General features: G+C 57.3%; 15 protein-coding genes. 10 read left to right on the top strand and 5 right to left on the bottom strand.

Features of this window, described 5'->3' with window-relative positions:
• Positions 1-66: 66 nt before the first annotated feature.
• The 3 genes from KQ940_RS16945 (at position 67) to KQ940_RS16935 (ending at position 3,060) form a co-directional block, all read left to right on the top strand.
• On the top strand, positions 67-435 hold the full coding sequence (locus tag KQ940_RS16945; protein ID WP_217414978.1) for a protocatechuate 3,4-dioxygenase: 369 nt from the start codon (positions 67-69) through the stop codon (positions 433-435).
• Positions 428-1,273, top strand: coding sequence for a class III extradiol dioxygenase family protein (locus KQ940_RS16940; RefSeq protein ID WP_217414977.1), 846 nt, complete (start codon positions 428-430; stop codon positions 1,271-1,273). The genes KQ940_RS16945 and KQ940_RS16940 overlap by 8 nt, the downstream gene beginning before the upstream one ends.
• Before the next feature lie 218 nt (positions 1,274-1,491).
• The gene (locus KQ940_RS16935; RefSeq protein WP_217414976.1) at positions 1,492-3,060 is read left to right on the top strand and encodes a sensor domain-containing diguanylate cyclase; all 1,569 of its coding nucleotides are present in this window, start codon (positions 1,492-1,494) and stop codon (positions 3,058-3,060) included.
• Positions 3,061-3,108: 48 nt separating this feature from the next.
• Here KQ940_RS16935 and KQ940_RS16930 read toward each other — a convergent pair whose 3' ends face one another.
• The 3 genes from KQ940_RS16930 to KQ940_RS16920 form a co-directional block, all read right to left on the bottom strand.
• A complete protein-coding gene (locus tag KQ940_RS16930) occupies positions 3,109-4,932 on the bottom strand; it encodes an SLC13 family permease (RefSeq protein WP_246590148.1) in 1,824 nt (607 codons plus the stop codon).
• A 148-nt stretch (positions 4,933-5,080) separates the two neighbouring features.
• Positions 5,081-5,395, bottom strand: a complete 315-nt coding sequence (locus KQ940_RS16925; RefSeq protein WP_217414974.1) for a DUF1840 domain-containing protein — start codon at positions 5,393-5,395, stop codon at positions 5,081-5,083.
• A gap of 179 nt (positions 5,396-5,574) precedes the next feature.
• Complete coding sequence (locus KQ940_RS16920) at positions 5,575-6,414, bottom strand: SIR2 family protein (protein WP_217414973.1); 840 nt, start codon at positions 6,412-6,414, stop codon at positions 5,575-5,577.
• 452 nt (positions 6,415-6,866) lie between these two features.
• On the opposite strand from KQ940_RS16920, the gene nifH reads away from it, so the two are divergent.
• From nifH to KQ940_RS16885, 7 genes are all read left to right on the top strand, one after another.
• Positions 6,867-7,742 (top strand): nitrogenase iron protein, encoded by an 876-nt coding sequence (nifH, locus tag KQ940_RS16915; RefSeq protein WP_217414971.1) that lies wholly within the window; start codon positions 6,867-6,869, stop codon positions 7,740-7,742.
• Between the two features lie 124 nt (positions 7,743-7,866).
• Positions 7,867-9,348, top strand: coding sequence for a nitrogenase molybdenum-iron protein alpha chain (gene nifD / locus KQ940_RS16910; RefSeq protein ID WP_217414970.1), 1,482 nt, complete (start codon positions 7,867-7,869; stop codon positions 9,346-9,348).
• Between the two features lie 98 nt (positions 9,349-9,446).
• The gene (gene nifK / locus KQ940_RS16905) at positions 9,447-11,018 is read left to right on the top strand and encodes a nitrogenase molybdenum-iron protein subunit beta (protein WP_217414969.1); all 1,572 of its coding nucleotides are present in this window, start codon (positions 9,447-9,449) and stop codon (positions 11,016-11,018) included.
• 130 nt (positions 11,019-11,148) lie between these two features.
• Complete coding sequence (gene nifT / locus KQ940_RS16900) at positions 11,149-11,358, top strand: putative nitrogen fixation protein NifT (RefSeq protein ID WP_217414968.1); 210 nt, start codon at positions 11,149-11,151, stop codon at positions 11,356-11,358.
• A gap of 12 nt (positions 11,359-11,370) precedes the next feature.
• Positions 11,371-12,087 (top strand): dinitrogenase iron-molybdenum cofactor biosynthesis protein, encoded by a 717-nt coding sequence (locus KQ940_RS16895; RefSeq protein WP_217414967.1) that lies wholly within the window; start codon positions 11,371-11,373, stop codon positions 12,085-12,087.
• Positions 12,084-12,359: a DUF6129 family protein gene (locus tag KQ940_RS16890; RefSeq protein WP_217414966.1), complete on the top strand. Its 276-nt coding sequence runs from the start codon at positions 12,084-12,086 to the stop codon at positions 12,357-12,359. The genes KQ940_RS16895 and KQ940_RS16890 overlap by 4 nt, the downstream gene beginning before the upstream one ends.
• Positions 12,349-13,098, top strand: coding sequence for a 4Fe4S-binding leucine-rich repeat protein (locus KQ940_RS16885; protein WP_217414965.1), 750 nt, complete (start codon positions 12,349-12,351; stop codon positions 13,096-13,098). The genes KQ940_RS16890 and KQ940_RS16885 overlap by 11 nt, the downstream gene beginning before the upstream one ends.
• A 64-nt stretch (positions 13,099-13,162) precedes the next feature.
• Here the strand turns inward: KQ940_RS16885 and KQ940_RS16880 are convergent, their stop codons facing one another.
• Positions 13,163-14,089 carry an electron transfer flavoprotein subunit alpha/FixB family protein gene (locus KQ940_RS16880; protein ID WP_217414964.1) on the bottom strand — a complete coding sequence of 309 codons (927 nt, stop codon included), beginning with the start codon at positions 14,087-14,089 and terminating at the stop codon, positions 13,163-13,165.
• A 15-nt stretch (positions 14,090-14,104) separates the two neighbouring features.
• Positions 14,105-14,869 carry an electron transfer flavoprotein subunit beta/FixA family protein gene (locus KQ940_RS16875; protein ID WP_217414962.1) on the bottom strand — a complete coding sequence of 255 codons (765 nt, stop codon included), beginning with the start codon at positions 14,867-14,869 and terminating at the stop codon, positions 14,105-14,107.
• Positions 14,870-14,877: the final 8 nt, after the last annotated feature.

Genomic DNA, 14,877 nt, shown 5'->3' with positions numbered 1-14,877 from the left:
TATCCGGCGTTCGTCGCCGCTCGCCGAGCCGGTGACGAACAGCATCCCCAACAGGAGGGCAGAACAATGACAGATTACAAAATGAGGCCGGTTGAAGGCACCATCCATTTCGATGGCGCCCAGTCGACCAAGGGCTTCAACTTCAACAAGATGTGTTTCTCGTTCAACAACGAAGAGGCACGTCAGGCGTTTCTGGCAGATCCGGAAGCCTACATGGAGAAGTACCGGCTCTCTGAAGAGTTCAAGCAGGCCCTACGTGACAAGGATCTGAACAGGTTGCTCGAACTGGGAGGCAGTATCTACTACATGGCGAAATTGGCCGGCATCTTCGGTTGGAACATGCAGGTGATCGGTGGCATGCAGAGCGGTCGCACAACCGAGGAGTTCCAGGCATATCTCGACAGTCAGGGCAGGGGGAAGACAACCAATGGCTAAAATAATCGGTGGTATTACCACATCTCACATTCCGGCCATCGGTGTCGCCATCGACAAGGGGCTTGAAGATACTCCGTACTTCCGTGACCTGTTCGCCATCTATCCGCCGATCCGTGGCTGGCTGAACGAAGAGAAGCCGGATATTGCCGTGCTGTTCTACAACGACCACGGCCTGGAGATGTGGCTGGACAAGAAGCCGACCTTCGCTATCGGTTGTGCACCCCAGTATGAAAACGCCGATGAGGGCTGGGGTATCAAACCGATTCCGCCGCTGACCGGTGAAACCGAACTGAGCTGGCACATCGTCAACCACCTGATCGAGAACGACTTCGATCCCACCGTATGTCAGGATATCAAGGTGGATCATGGTGCCACTGTACCGATGACGCTGCTGTGGCCAAACCATAGCTACCAGGGTATCAAGGTGATTCCGGTTGCGATCAACTGCGAACGTCACCCAATGCCAAAGCCGAGCCGCAGCTACGCCTTCGGTAAAGCTATTGGCGATGCGATCCGTTGCTGGGAGAAGGATGCCAAGGTTGTGTTACTGGGTACCGGTGGTCTGTCCCACCAGCTTGATGGACCGCGCGCCGGTATTCTCAATGCTGACTTCGACAGTTACTGCATGGACAAGCTGGTTTCAGATCCACAGGAACTGTGCAAATTCAGCAACGTCGATCTGATCGAAAAAGGTGGCGCACAGATGGTAGAGCTGGCCATGTGGTTGGCCATGCGGGGTGCGCTGGGTGACGGTATCCCGGAGGAGCGTCTGCGTAACTATGTAGCGCCGATCTCCAACACCGGCGTTGGCGTACAGTTGCTGATCCCGAAAGGCTGATCTCGAAAGAGTAAGGGCTCAAGCGGGTAACGTAAGAAAAGGCGGCGTTCCGACAGGGCGCCGCTTTTTTCATTTAAAGGGTTGGCAGAGCCTCTAAGTGGCATGCGGGGGCAATAGGAGGAGATGTATATCAAACGCTGTAATTGAATGTCTTTCGGGTTTGGGACTATAGTGGAAAACGTACTCTGAAAATGTATGGTCTTTCATACAAAAAGCAGATGTTGAAGCCACGGGATAATACCGTTCATGCTGAGTCGATCGGGCTGGCTGCCCAGCGACAGCACTCTCTCCCCAGGGTGGAGTCGGCCTCGTTTACCGCTGAGCAGGTCAGATTGCTCTGCTCCAACCTGCGCTCTTCCATTGTCATCAGTCTGGCCCTTGCATCGATCTTCATTGGCGTGCAGTGGGCTGTATTAGCGCCTTCCAAGCTATTGCTATGGTCTCTGCTGCTCGGTATCACCCTGATATATAGAGCGGCGCTGGTGGTTCGTTGGAAGGATGACAAGCTTCCGTTTGGCACGAAGGAAGCGGAACTAAGGCTGCTGCTGTTTCGGATCGGTGTGTTTGCCACGTCACTGGTTTGGGGCGCCGCCGGGGTTTTTCTGGTGCCGACCTCTGAGCCTGACCATATGGTCTACACCTCGTTTGTATTAGCCGGTTTGAGTTCAGGCGCCGCTACAACCCTGGCGATCGATCGCGTCTCCAGTTTTACTTTCCTGCTGTTGGCTATGGCGCCGCACTCCCTCTTTCTCATGTTTCAGGACGGATCGGTCTCCTGGGGCATGGGGACCATGCTGCTGCTGTTCATGTTTTTTCTGCTGGGAACGACCCACCGTCTGCATCAGCAACTTGAGGAGAACTTCGACTTGCGGCAGGGGGCAGTGGAGAGTGCATCGCAGTTACGGCAGATGCTCGAAGCCAGTCCTATTGCGACCCGCATAGAGGATCTATCCAACAAGCGGGTTCTGTTTGCCAATAGCCGCTATATATCGCTGGTGGAATCCACCGCGGAGGAGGTGTTTGGTCAGGTGTCTCCCGGCTACTACATCAATCCGGATACGCATGGCGAGATACTCGAAAAGCTGGATCAGGGCGAGTGCATCACCGATAAGCTGATCGAACTCTGTACCTTTGATGAGCGGGCGCCGGTCAAGTGGGCGTTGGCATCCTTCTCGCCTATCGAGTACGAGGGACGCTCGGCGATTCTCGGCTGGTTCTACGAGATCACCGATCGCAAGATCATGGAGGAACAGGTCGAACATATGGCCTATCACGATACGCTGACGGGCTTACCGAACCGGTTATTGATCATTGACCGACTGCATCAGGCGATTACCAATGCGGAACGTGAACGGGAGAACGTGGCGGTACTGTTTGTCGACCTGGATGAGTTCAAGCCGGTTAACGATACCTACGGTCACAATATCGGTGATGCACTACTGAAAGCCATTGCCGTCCGGATCTCGGACTGCCTGCGCAAATCAGACTCCGCGTCCCGTTTTGGCGGCGATGAGTTCGTGATTCTGCTGCCCTCGGTCAAGGACAAAGAGAGCGCAGTGGAGGTGGCGGAGAAAATACGGCATGCCCTGGTTGAGCCTTTCGACGTTGAGGGCCTTACCCTGAAAATATCGTCAAGTACCGGCGTGGTGCTGTATCCCGAACACGCTGAAGAGGTCAAACAACTGCTTAAAAGAGCGGATATGGCGATGTATCACGCCAAGGGCGAGGGGCGCAACCGTGTCAAAGTGTTCCAGCCCGATATGTTCACGCAGATTGACGACACCTGATTGTCTGGACCCTTTCGTTATGGGGGAGACCTCACTCTGTCTGACAGGTCAGGCAAGCCCATAAAGCCGTGGCAGCAACCAGGACAGCACCAGCCAAACGATAATCGTCAGCGGTATCCCAACCCTCATAAAATCCGAAAAGCGATAACCTCCTGCACTCATAACCAGGAGGTTGGTCTTGTACGCCATCGGTGTGGCGTAGCTCATATTGGCGCCAAACAACACCGCCAGCACAAAGGGTTCGGGCGACAAACCCAATTGCTGGGAGATACTGAAGGCGATAGGGGTGCCGATTACGGCGGCCGCATTGTTGGAGACGATATTGGTCAGTATTGCCATGATCAGCATAAGCCCGGATAGCATGACGGGGGGCGATGTTCCTGCGGCTAACGCAACATACAGCTCGGCCAGATAGTTGGCGCCACCGGTTTTCAACAACGCCATACCCAAGGCTAAACTGGCGACCACGATCATGATCACCGGAGTGCTAAGCGCCTGCACCACATCCTGCCAACGCAGGCAGCGGGTGAGAATCATCAGCAGGACACCCGCCACGGCACTGATGGCAATCGGCACCAAGCCAAGTGCTGCGACAACGACGATGGCAGCCATAATCGTCAATGCCAGTGGGGCTAGCCGGGTATGCGGCAGGTCGCTGGTTGCGTCAAGTACCAGCAGTTCAACACTTTGTTTTAGCGACACAATCTGCTCCTGGCTGCCCTGCACCAGTAGTACATCGCCTATTTTCAAACGGATGTCGCCTAAGTCGGCGCTCAATGTCTGCAGTGTTGTACCTGGGCGATGCAGTGCCAGAATCAGCATATGGTAACGTTCGGCAAGTCTGGCGTGGGCCAGGGTGGAGCCCTCCAGGAGTGAGCCTTGGGTAACGACGATCTCGGCGATCTGTTGATCGTCGGCTCGTAGCGGGTTCTCGTCATCTACCCGAACCTCCCCGGCAAACAGCGCGGCATCCAGGGCACTGGAGAACTCAGTCAGATTCTCCGGCGTGTCGCAGATTCTCAATCTATCGCCGGCCCTGAGCATGGCATCCGGAAGTGGCATGATCAGCGTGTCGCCGCGGCGGATAGCGCTGATACCCATTTTGTTCCCAACCTTCTCTTGCAGCTCCGACAGCTTGCGGCCATCGGAAAAACCATCCTCCTCAATATGTAACTGGGCAGTAAACTGGCGAGGTGAACGGTCATCCAGCGACGCCTCACGCACTGGTAAAATGCGTGGGGCCACCAGCCACAGGTAAAGGATTGCCACGCTGGCGGCTATCGCCGCGGGAAGAAAGAAATCAAATACCTGAAAATGGCGCATGCCAAGATCGGCAGCCACCGCGATGACCAGCAGATTTGTGGAGGTGCCGATCGTGGTGCCCATGCCCCCTACCAGAGTCGCAAAGCCCATGGGCATCAGCATCCCGGATGCGGGTTTGCCAGTGCGCAATGCAACACTGACCAGAATGGGAAGCAGCAGCACAACGATGGGGACATTGTTGATGAATGCACTCAGAAGTGCTCCGAGCACGAGTGTCAGTAACAGCGAGAACATCGGACTGACTGCCCAGAAACGTGCTAATAACCGACCGATCGGCTCCAGCGCTCCGGTGCGCACCAGCCCCTGACCGGCAACCATTAAGGCACAAACCGCGATTAGCGCTTCATGCCCAAAACCATGGAAAAGGTCTACGGGGTCAACAAGTTCGCCATTGTATCGGTAGGGAAAGAGTGCAAAGCCAACGGTCAGTACAACGAGCACCAACAGGCTTGACGTTTCAAGCGGAATCTCTTCTCGGGTAAATATGAACAGTGCTATTACGATCAACAACAGGACCGCTATTCCATGCCCATCGGGTAATGCCGGCATTATGCTATCCATCCACCCGCCTCAAAAAATATCACGTTGCATTCCGTATGCTGAAGAACAGGAGCACTTCGCGATGCTTACGCCTGCCAGTTCCAAACGCAGAGCCGGATAAGGGCTTACGGCCGCTCGACAGTCCAGTACAAGGCAGTTATTTATCCCACATTACGTCGCACTCATTCTTGGCGGCTGCGGCCAGCAATTCGAGTAGGGGGTAGGCGCGGTTCGCGAGACTCACCTTTTGATTCTCATCCTCCTGTTCGGCCGTCGTACCGTCAGTCAGGTCGGCAGGCATCGGTTGTTCGTCGATTGCGCGCTGCAGATTGTTCATCGCCTTAGGCACGTCGGCGGCGAGGATGGCTCCGGGCACCACATCGTTGTGCCCCATCAGGCGGATCATGGTAAGTGCCACATCGCCTAACATCGTGATATTGGCGTAGGCATCGGTGCGAAAGGTAATCAGCATGAACACCTCGGGAGGGTACGGGGTATGGCCTAAGTGTAGTCCAGTCAGATGCGGTTGTTACCGTTGGGAGGATATGAGGGAGTCGGGTCGGTTATCCCGCTTGCGAAGAGTAGGCACTGTCTATAGTGGTTGGAGCTACCCCGCTCCAGTCATCCACCGACCGGAACGGGAAAGCTGGATTACGCCGTTGTCATTGAGGTTTCGGCACTGAGCAGCACGTCCCAGTCCTGTTCGATAATCTCGATCTTCTTCAGCTTGCAGAAGCGGCGCTCCTTGTCGGTGGGCTCGGGGATAAAGGCCCAGCCGGCCGGCGTATCGGCGGCGTAGATGATGTCGCTCATCACCATACGCTGGGTGTCGCGGGTGAAGCGCATCCCCAGGAACAGATACTGCTTCTGCTTGCGGTACTCCTTGAGGAAGGCCGGGATGGCAAAACCGCCCATCAGCTCCGTGATGTAGTCGACGAAGTCGGCGTCGGCGGCGATGTAGTTGGCTTCCGGCCTGGGCGCGCCGTGCGGCTTGAACAGGATCGGCAGGGCGGGGTTCACCGCGTTCAGCTCAATCGCCTGGTACGCAGCGCCGTTGTAATGGAACAGCTTGAACCGGTATTCGCTGGCCATGATACGGGCAACGCCCATGATCAGGGTATGTTCGGTATCCGCATAGCTGTCCAGCAACTGGGTGTCGCGGTTGATGTCGATGACGTAGTGCGGCTTGATCTCGGCCAGCCAGTCATGCAGTTGGCCACGGCTCCACAGTTTCTCGCCGTAGGTTTCGTTGAGGAAGCGGGTGACGAAGCTGCGGCCTTTCTTGTTTTCCATGCTCATGGCGGCGCGGGGAAACTCATACATCAGACGCGGCGCCATCGGCTGACCGTTGTTCATCGCCAGGATCAGGCTGTCGCTGTCGGCGGGGATGGGGCTGCCATCCAGTGTATTGGTGACATCCTTCAGCGCGCCGGCGCCGAGGTAGGGGACGATCTTACCGCTCTGAATACCATCTATAAGCTCTTTGTACATGCCGGTACCTTCCCGAGAGAGTGTGATTTTCTGCGCCGTACCACCGATCGTGCTTTCCAATGTGAGTGCAGTAGCAACGGCCTCTTCTCCAGGCAGTGCAATAGTCAAGCCATGCTTAAGTGATTGATATTGGGTTCAAATGTAGGTCGCTTGAGGCAAGGAGGGGGAGGAGTGTGCGGTTTTGTCGCATTTTCGACAGGTTGATATGGCCCGACAAAGGATAGGGTTTTTTGTTGGTGTTACGACAGCCTCGGGTGGGTTTGTCGCGCCAAAAACCGCCTGGGATTTGCCTGTCCGTTTAAATAGTTCATATAAAACAGCATGTTATAGGTGTGTGCTGAAATTGGTACAGCTTTCGCAACGCTCCTGGCGAAGTTACGAAGGCCGAGGCGCTCACAGTGAAAGCTGGGGGCCTGGGCTCGGAAGCTAAGTCCGAAACGAGGAGCAACACCATGGCAATGCGTCAATGTGCAATCTACGGTAAAGGCGGTATCGGTAAGTCTACCACTACTCAGAACCTGGTAGCCGCTCTGGCCGAAGCCGGCAAGAAAGTAATGATCGTCGGCTGCGACCCGAAGGCTGACTCTACTCGTCTGATCCTGCACTCCAAAGCCCAGAACACCATCATGGAAATGGCTGCCGAAGCGGGCACCGTTGAAGATCTGGAACTGGAAGATGTTCTGAAAACCGGTTACGGCGATGTTAAGTGCGTCGAGTCCGGTGGTCCGGAGCCCGGTGTTGGCTGTGCAGGTCGCGGTGTTATCACGGCTATCAACTTCCTCGAAGAGGAAGGTGCTTACGAAGACGATCTCGACTTCGTTTTCTACGACGTACTGGGTGACGTTGTCTGCGGTGGCTTCGCCATGCCGATCCGCGAAAACAAGGCTCAGGAGATCTACATCGTATGTTCCGGCGAGATGATGGCGATGTATGCTGCCAACAACATCTCCAAGGGTATCGTGAAGTACGCCAACTCCGGTGGCGTGCGTCTGGCTGGCCTGATCTGCAACTCTCGTAACACTGACCGTGAAGATGAGTTGATCATGGCTCTGGCCGAGAAGCTGGGCACCCAGATGATCCACTTCGTTCCGCGTGACAACGTGGTACAGCGCGCCGAGATCCGTCGTATGACTGTTATCGAGTACGACCCGTCTGCCAAGCAGGCTGATGAGTACCGCTCTCTGGCGAACAAGATCGTCGCCAACACCAAGTTCGTCATCCCGACTCCGATCACCATGGACGAGCTCGAAGCTCTGCTGATGGAGTTCGGCATCATGGACGAAGAAGACACGTCCATCATCGGTAAGACTGCGGCTGACGAAGCCTAAGTACTACTCACTTAAGTAATACACGTTGTCGGCAGGATGGGCAGCCCGTTGGCTGCCGCATCCGAGGACGGACATGGGGCAGATTAGCCTCTGTTCGCAACCCAACATGTAAAGGAGACAGGTTATGTCTGTCATGTCACGCGAAGAGACCGAAGCGCTCATTAACGAAGTGCTTGAAGTCTATCCTGCTAAAGCCAAGAAAGATCGTGCCAAGCACCTTACCGCCAACGATCACGAGATCGAGCAGTCCAAGAAGTGCATCACGTCCAACAAGAAATCCCTGCCGGGTGTGATGACCATTCGTGGTTGTGCATACGCGGGTTCCCGTGGTGTGGTCTGGGGTCCGATCAAGGACATGATCCACATCTCTCACGGTCCGGTCGGCTGCGGTCAGTACTCTCGCTCTGGCCGTCGTAACTACTACATCGGTACCACCGGTGTGAACGCCTTCGTCACCATGAACTTCACCTCCGATTTCCAGGAGAAGGACATCGTATTCGGCGGCGACAAGAAGCTGGCCAAGCTGATCGAAGAGATCGAGCAGCTGTTCCCGCTGAACAAGGGTATCTCTATCCAGTCCGAGTGCCCGATCGGTCTGATCGGTGACGACATCGAGGCCGTCGCCAAGAAATCTACCGCGGCTACCGGCAAGACTGTGGTGCCGGTTCGCTGTGAAGGTTTCCGCGGTGTGTCCCAGTCCCTGGGTCACCACATCGCCAACGATGCGATCCGCGACTGGGCGCTGGACAAGCGTGACGACGACAACAGCTTCGAGACGACGCCTTACGACGTTGCGATCATCGGTGACTACAACATCGGTGGTGACGCCTGGTCTTCCCGTATCCTGCTGGAAGAGATGGGTCTGCGCGTTGTGGCTCAGTGGTCCGGTGACGGCACCATCTCTGAGATGGAGCTGACGCCGAAGGTCAAGCTGAACCTGGTTCACTGCTACCGCTCGATGAACTACATCTCCCGTCACATGGAAGAGAAGTACGGCATCCCGTGGATGGAGTACAACTTCTTCGGCCCGACCAAGACCGACGAGTCTCTGCGCAAGATCGCCGCTCACTTCGATGAGTCTATCCAGAAGAAAGCGGAAGAGGTGATCGCCAAGTACAAGGCTGAATACGATTCCGTAATCGCCAAGTACCGTCCGCGGCTGGAAGGCAAGAAAGTCATGCTGTACATCGGTGGTCTGCGTCCGCGTCACGTGATCGGCGCTTACGAAGATCTGGGCATGGAAGTGGTCGGTACCGGTTATGAGTTCGCGCATAACGACGACTACGACCGCACCATCAAAGAGATGGGTAACGCTACCCTGATCTACGACGATGTCACTGGCTACGAGTTCGAAGAGTTCGTCAAGAAGATCAAGCCGGACCTGATCGGCTCTGGTGTTAAAGAGAAGTACATCTTCCAGAAGATGGGTATCCCCTTCCGTCAGATGCACAGCTGGGACTACTCAGGCCCGTACCACGGTTACGACGGCTTCGCCATCTTTGCCCGTGATATGGACATGACCCTGAACAACCCGTGCTGGAAGCAGATTCAGGCACCTTGGAAAGCAGATGCCGCTGAAGAAGCCGCAGTTGCTGCCAGCGCTTAATTAAAGCTGCTGATGGTTCACGGCCCGTCGGTCGTGAACCCCACTACCCACTTTGACCCGTTTGTTCACAGATTGGTGGCGCGGGAGGAGAGAATGAAATGAGTCAGTCAGTTGATAACATCAAGCCGAGCTATCCGCTGTTCCTCGAAGATGAATACCAGGATATGCTGGCCCGCAAGCGCGACGACTTCGAAGAGAAGCATCCGCAGACCAAAATCGATGAGGTCTTTGAATGGACTACGACCAAGGAGTATCAGGAGCTGAACTTCGCTCGTGAAGCTCTGACTGTCAACCCGGCCAAGGCTTGTCAGCCGCTGGGCGCCGTCCTCTGCTCACTGGGCTTCGAGAAGACCCTGCCTTACGTGCACGGTTCTCAGGGTTGTGTGGCGTACTTCCGTACCTACTTCAACCGTCACTTCAAAGAGCCTATCGCAACCGTTTCAGACTCCATGACCGAAGATGCCGCGGTATTCGGTGGCCAGAAGAACATGTTCGATGGCCTGGAAAACGCCAAGGCACTGTACAAGCCCGAGATGATCGCCGTGTCGACCACCTGTATGGCCGAGGTTATCGGCGACGACCTGAACGCGTTCATCAACAACGCGAAGAAGGAGGGTCACGTCGAGCAGGACTACCCGGTACCGTTCGCGCACACTCCGAGCTTCGTCGGCAGCCACACCACCGGCTGGGACAACATGTTCGAGGGTATCGCACGCTACTTCACCCTGAACTACATGGAAGACAAGGTTGTCGGCTCCAACGGCAAACTGAACTTCGTTCCGGGCTTTGAAACCTACCTGGGTAACTTCCGCGTCATCAAGCGCATGATGGCCGACATGGACGTAGACGCTTGCCTGCTGTCCGATCCGTCTGAAGTGCTGGATACCCCGGCCGATGGCAAGTTCCGCATGTATGAAGGCGGCACTACCATGGACGAGATCAAGGATGCGCCGAACGCTCTGAACACCATCCTGCTGCAGCCCTGGCAGCTCGTGAAGACCGAGAAGTTCGCCAAGAACACTTGGAACCACGAAGTGCCGAAGTTGAACATCCCGATGGGTCTGGAGTGGACCGACGAACTGCTGATGAAGGTCTCCGAGATCACCGGTAAGCCGATCAGCAAGGCGCTGGAGACCGAACGTGGTCGCCTGGTCGACATGATGACCGACTCCCACACCTGGCTGCATGGCAAGAAGTTTGCCCTGTACGGCGATGCCGACTTCGTCATGGGCCTGACCAAGTTCCTGCTGGAGCTGGGTGCCGAGCCGATCCATATCCTTTGCAACCACGCCAACAAGCGCTGGAAGAAGGCGATGGAAGCGATTTTGGCAGCCTCTCCGTACGGTGCCGGCTGTGAAGTGCATATCGGCAAGGACCTGTGGCACATGCGCTCCCTGTGCTTCACCAACAAGCCAGACTTCCTGATCGGTAACTCCTACGGCAAGGATATCCAGCGCGATACGCTGTACAAGGGCAAGGCGCACGAAGTACCGCTTATCCGTCTGGGCTTCCCGATCTTCGACCGTCACCACCTGCATCGCCAGACAACCCTGGGTTACGAAGGTGCCATGCAGATGCTGACCACCATCGTCAACGCTGTCCTGGATCGTCTCGACGACGATACCCGCGGCATGCAGACCACCGACTTCAACTACGACCTGGTTCGTTAAGTGATCTGGTTGGGTTGATCGAAACCGGGGCTTGCACCAGCCCCGGTTTATGTACAGGACGTACGGTGTGCCGCGCGCGCATGGATGCGCATGAGCGGCTTTCTCCCCACTCTGCAAGCCGAGGTAGTCCATGCCAAACGTAATGATCCGCCACAACGAGGGCAAAATGACCCTCTACGTTGCCAAGCGAGACCAGGAGGACGAGATCGCATCGATCGAGTTCAACTCCGAGGATAGCTGGGGCGGCACCATCGAGCTGACCGACGGCACCAAGTACTACGTCGATCCGCTGGATGCTCCGCCGAAGCTGCCGATTACGCTGCGCGCCAAACGCGGATAAGAGGGTAGAGCCATGGCAGACACACTTTCCCCCGAAGTTGCTCTGCGTATCGGGCTTGCCGCCCGGGCGCTTCCCGATACCGATCCGAAACGGTTGATGATGGTTCTGGTCGATGCGCTCGGCCTGCCCATTACGCCGACCAAACTGGGCCGCCTGAAGGTGACCCGGCTCAAGGCCGCCGCCGACGGTGAACTCGGCGAAATCGATACCGCCTATCTGAAACAGGCGGTCAGTCTATTGAGAGGGATAGGCGTCCCAACCGACGAGGCGCCCGAGCCTCTGCCGGAGGTGCAGGACTATGCAGAGGGTGACATGCCCGGCTCGATACGGGTGGCGTGTGCGTCGAACCACGATACCCAGATCGACGGCCATTTCGGTTCCTGCGCCCGCTTTCTGGTCTATCAGGTGTCCGAATCCGAGGTACGGCTGATCGCTATCCGCAAGGCCGGCCATGCACCGGATGAGATGGACAAGAACATCTACCGTGCGAACCTGATCGAGGATTGCCAGCTGCTCTACACCGTCTCCATCGGTGGCCCTGCGGCGGCCAAGGTGGTGCGTGCCGGTCTGCATCCGATCAAGCTGCCCGATGGCGGTGAAGCGACCGAGCTGCTGGATCAGCTCAAGGGCGTTATCGGCAACAACCCGCCACCCTGGCTGGCCAAGGTGATGGGGTTCGGGGCCGAAGAGCGTATCCGTTTTATCCAGGACGAGGAGGAGTACGCATGATCGCCGAAGCCACCCTGAACGAGATCTGCGATTTCGCTTCGACCATGGTATTGGATGAGGCGTTGATCGCCGAGCTGCGCCGCCGCTACCCCGATTACCACTTCACCTGGTGTTTCGAGGACGATATCGGCGCCACCGCCATACCCTGGACCGAGCGCGAAACCTTCAACCTCTACCTGGTCAACTCCAGCGACCACTGCTCGAAACTGTCCAACGATGCCGAGAGCGCGTCCGGCATCGTGCTGGCGGAGGTGTTCCCGGATGACAGATGAACCTGACAAAGGCGACCTGACACCGGTCGCCGACTGTCGCTTCTGCCGCTACAAGGCCGACCTGCTGCTCTCCGGCCGCTGTATACCCGGCGATGTCTGTATCGCTGCACACAGCGGGCGGCAGATCGACCGCTTTCTGCGAGTCAATTCGCATCTGGCGCTCTACTACCTGCAGGATGCGTTCTGGGAGCGTCGCGCCATCGCCGTGCGCTATGCCCCTTTGGACGCGCTGGACAAACTGATCAAAGACCCTGACGAGGCGGTGCGCCGCGCGGTGGCCTACCGGCTGCCGCGCGAAAAGCTGCTGGCTCTGATCGAGGATGAGGATCGCGAGGTGCGGATCACCGTCGCCGACCGCATCCCGGTCGAGCATCTGGAAAAACTGGCCAACGATCCCGACTACCTGGTGCGCGCCTACGTTTGCCAGCGCCTACCGGAAGGGCGCCTGTTCCGCATGATCCGCGACCCCGATCGCCAGGTACGCAAACTGGTGGCCAGACGCCTGCCCGAAGTCAGCCTGGGATTGATGATGCACGACCCCGAAGCGGAGGTACGTCGCATCGTTGCCGACCGTCTGGAGGGGGAAGCCGTGGTGCCGATGCTGAAAGACGATGACTGGACGGTGCGCCTGGCCGCCGCCATGGATGCGCCGCTGGAGGCACTGAAGGCGCTGGTCGATGATCCGGACCCGGAGGTACGGGATCTGGTGGCGTCACGGCTGGCTGAGCCCGACGTCTGAACCGCAGCAGCGGCAGACGCGGGCTATCGAGCAGACCAGGTGACGAACTGCCACCTGGTCGCAGTTACAGACTTCGTTCCAACTCCGGTAGTGCTTCGAACAGATCGGCGACCAGCTGGTAATCCGCCACCTGGAAGATCGGTGCATCTTCATCGCTGTTGATCGCCACGATCACCTTTGAGTCTTTCATCCCCGCCAGGTGCTGAATCGCGCCGGAGATGCCGCAGGCGATATACAGCTCGGGCGAAACGATCTTGCCTGTCTGGCCTACTTGCCAGTCGTTGGGGGCGTAGCCCGCGTCCACGGCAGCCCGGGACGCGCCCACCGCTGCCCCCAGCTTGTCAGCCACCGGCAGAATCACCTCTTTGAACCTATCGGCAGAGCCGAGGGCACGGCCGCCGGAAATGATCACTTTTGCCGACGCCAGCTCCGGGCGGTCCGATTTCGATAGCTGATCGGCCAGATGGGCGGATAGCTTATCGCCGGTCATCGCGTCGATCCGCTCGATTGGTGCCGAGCCTGTCCTGGATGTGCTATCGAAACTGGCGGTGCGAACGGTGATTACCTTGACCGCTTCGTGGGAACGCACGGTCTGAATAGCATTCCCCGCATAGATTGGACGTTTGAAGGTATCTTCCGACACCACCTCGATGATCTCGGACAGCTGCATTACGTCCAGTTGTGCCGCCACCCGGGGTAGGGTGTTTTTGCCGGTCGTGGTTGCAGCTGCGACGATGGCGGAGTAATCCTTTGCCAGCGCCAGTATCGTGTTGGCCATCGATTCGGCCAGTTGATGGCCCAGCTCCGGGTGGTCAGCCACCAGCACCTTACTGACGCCTGCCAGCTGCACCGCTTCATTGGCTACCGCTGAAACGTCATGGCCGGCCACCAGCAGGTGTACCTCACCCAGCTTCAAGGCGGCGGTGAGCGCTTTCGCGGTATGGCTGGAGAGGCGGGTGTTGTCGTGATCGGCGATTAACAGTGTGGTCATGATCTTTCCTCCCGCTTAAAGCACGCCGGCTTCGTTTTTCAGTTTGTCGACCAGCTCGGTGACGCTGGCCACTTTTATGCCCGCCGTGCGTGTTTCCGGCGCACGGGTTTCAATCACCTCCAGTCGTGGGGCGATATCGGCTTCGCTCAGCCCAAGGTCCGCCAGCGTCGGCTTGTCGACTGGCTTTTTCTTCGCCTTCATGATGTTGGGCAGCGAGGCGTAGCGCGGCTCGTTCAAACGTAGGTCCGTGGTGACGATGGCGGGCAGCTTGAGCAAGACCTTTTGCAGGCCTCCATCCACCTCACGGGTCACCCTGGCACTGGTCGCGCTGACCACCTCAACGACGGAGGCAAAGGTGCCCTGCGCCCAGCCGAGCAGGGACGCCAGCATCTGTCCGGTCTGGTTGCAGTCGTCGTCGATCGCCTGTTTACCCAGGATCACCAGCCCAGGGTCCTCCCGCTCGACCACCTTTTTCAACACCTTGGCCACCGCCAGAGGTTCGACAGCAGTGTCGCCCGTATCAACCAGGACGCCGCGGTCGGCCCCCATGGCCAATGCGCTGCGCAGCGTCTCCTCTGATTTACTGGTGCCTATCGAGACCACGACGACCTCGGAGGCGGTGCCCGCTTCCTTAAGCCGAATCGCTTCCTCCACGGCGATCTCGTCGAACGGGTTGATGGACATCTTGACGTTGTTGAGTTCGACACCGGAGCCGTCACTTTTGACCCGGATTTTTACGTTGTAATCGACTACACGCTTAACGGTGACTAAGACTTTCATGCGCTTAA

Origin of the sequence: Marinobacterium ramblicola (genome assembly GCF_019084545.1) — a bacterium.
GTDB classification, from domain to species: Bacteria; Pseudomonadota; Gammaproteobacteria; order Pseudomonadales; family Balneatricaceae; genus Marinobacterium_D; species Marinobacterium_D ramblicola.
This window is presented reverse-complemented; position numbering and strand designations above follow the sequence as displayed.

Excerpts from the sequence above, each read along its gene's own strand:
- KQ940_RS16945 (WP_217414978.1), top strand. The coding sequence starts at position 67 with ATGACAGATTACAAAATGAGGCCGGTTGAAGGCACCATCCATTTCGAT.
- KQ940_RS16940 (WP_217414977.1), top strand. The coding sequence starts at position 428 with ATGGCTAAAATAATCGGTGGTATTACCACATCTCACATTCCGGCCATC.
- KQ940_RS16935 (WP_217414976.1), top strand. The coding sequence starts at position 1,492 with ATGTTGAAGCCACGGGATAATACCGTTCATGCTGAGTCGATCGGGCTG.
- KQ940_RS16930 (WP_246590148.1), bottom strand. The coding sequence starts at position 4,932 with ATGCCGGCATTACCCGATGGGCATGGAATAGCGGTCCTGTTGTTGATC.
- KQ940_RS16925 (WP_217414974.1), bottom strand. The coding sequence starts at position 5,395 with ATGCTGATTACCTTTCGCACCGATGCCTACGCCAATATCACGATGTTA.
- KQ940_RS16920 (WP_217414973.1), bottom strand. The coding sequence starts at position 6,414 with ATGTACAAAGAGCTTATAGATGGTATTCAGAGCGGTAAGATCGTCCCC.
- nifH (WP_217414971.1), top strand. The coding sequence starts at position 6,867 with ATGGCAATGCGTCAATGTGCAATCTACGGTAAAGGCGGTATCGGTAAG.
- nifD (WP_217414970.1), top strand. The coding sequence starts at position 7,867 with ATGTCTGTCATGTCACGCGAAGAGACCGAAGCGCTCATTAACGAAGTG.
- nifK (WP_217414969.1), top strand. The coding sequence starts at position 9,447 with ATGAGTCAGTCAGTTGATAACATCAAGCCGAGCTATCCGCTGTTCCTC.
- nifT (WP_217414968.1), top strand. The coding sequence starts at position 11,149 with ATGCCAAACGTAATGATCCGCCACAACGAGGGCAAAATGACCCTCTAC.
- KQ940_RS16895 (WP_217414967.1), top strand. The coding sequence starts at position 11,371 with ATGGCAGACACACTTTCCCCCGAAGTTGCTCTGCGTATCGGGCTTGCC.
- KQ940_RS16890 (WP_217414966.1), top strand. The coding sequence starts at position 12,084 with ATGATCGCCGAAGCCACCCTGAACGAGATCTGCGATTTCGCTTCGACC.
- KQ940_RS16885 (WP_217414965.1), top strand. The coding sequence starts at position 12,349 with ATGACAGATGAACCTGACAAAGGCGACCTGACACCGGTCGCCGACTGT.
- KQ940_RS16880 (WP_217414964.1), bottom strand. The coding sequence starts at position 14,089 with ATGACCACACTGTTAATCGCCGATCACGACAACACCCGCCTCTCCAGC.
- KQ940_RS16875 (WP_217414962.1), bottom strand. The coding sequence starts at position 14,869 with ATGAAAGTCTTAGTCACCGTTAAGCGTGTAGTCGATTACAACGTAAAA.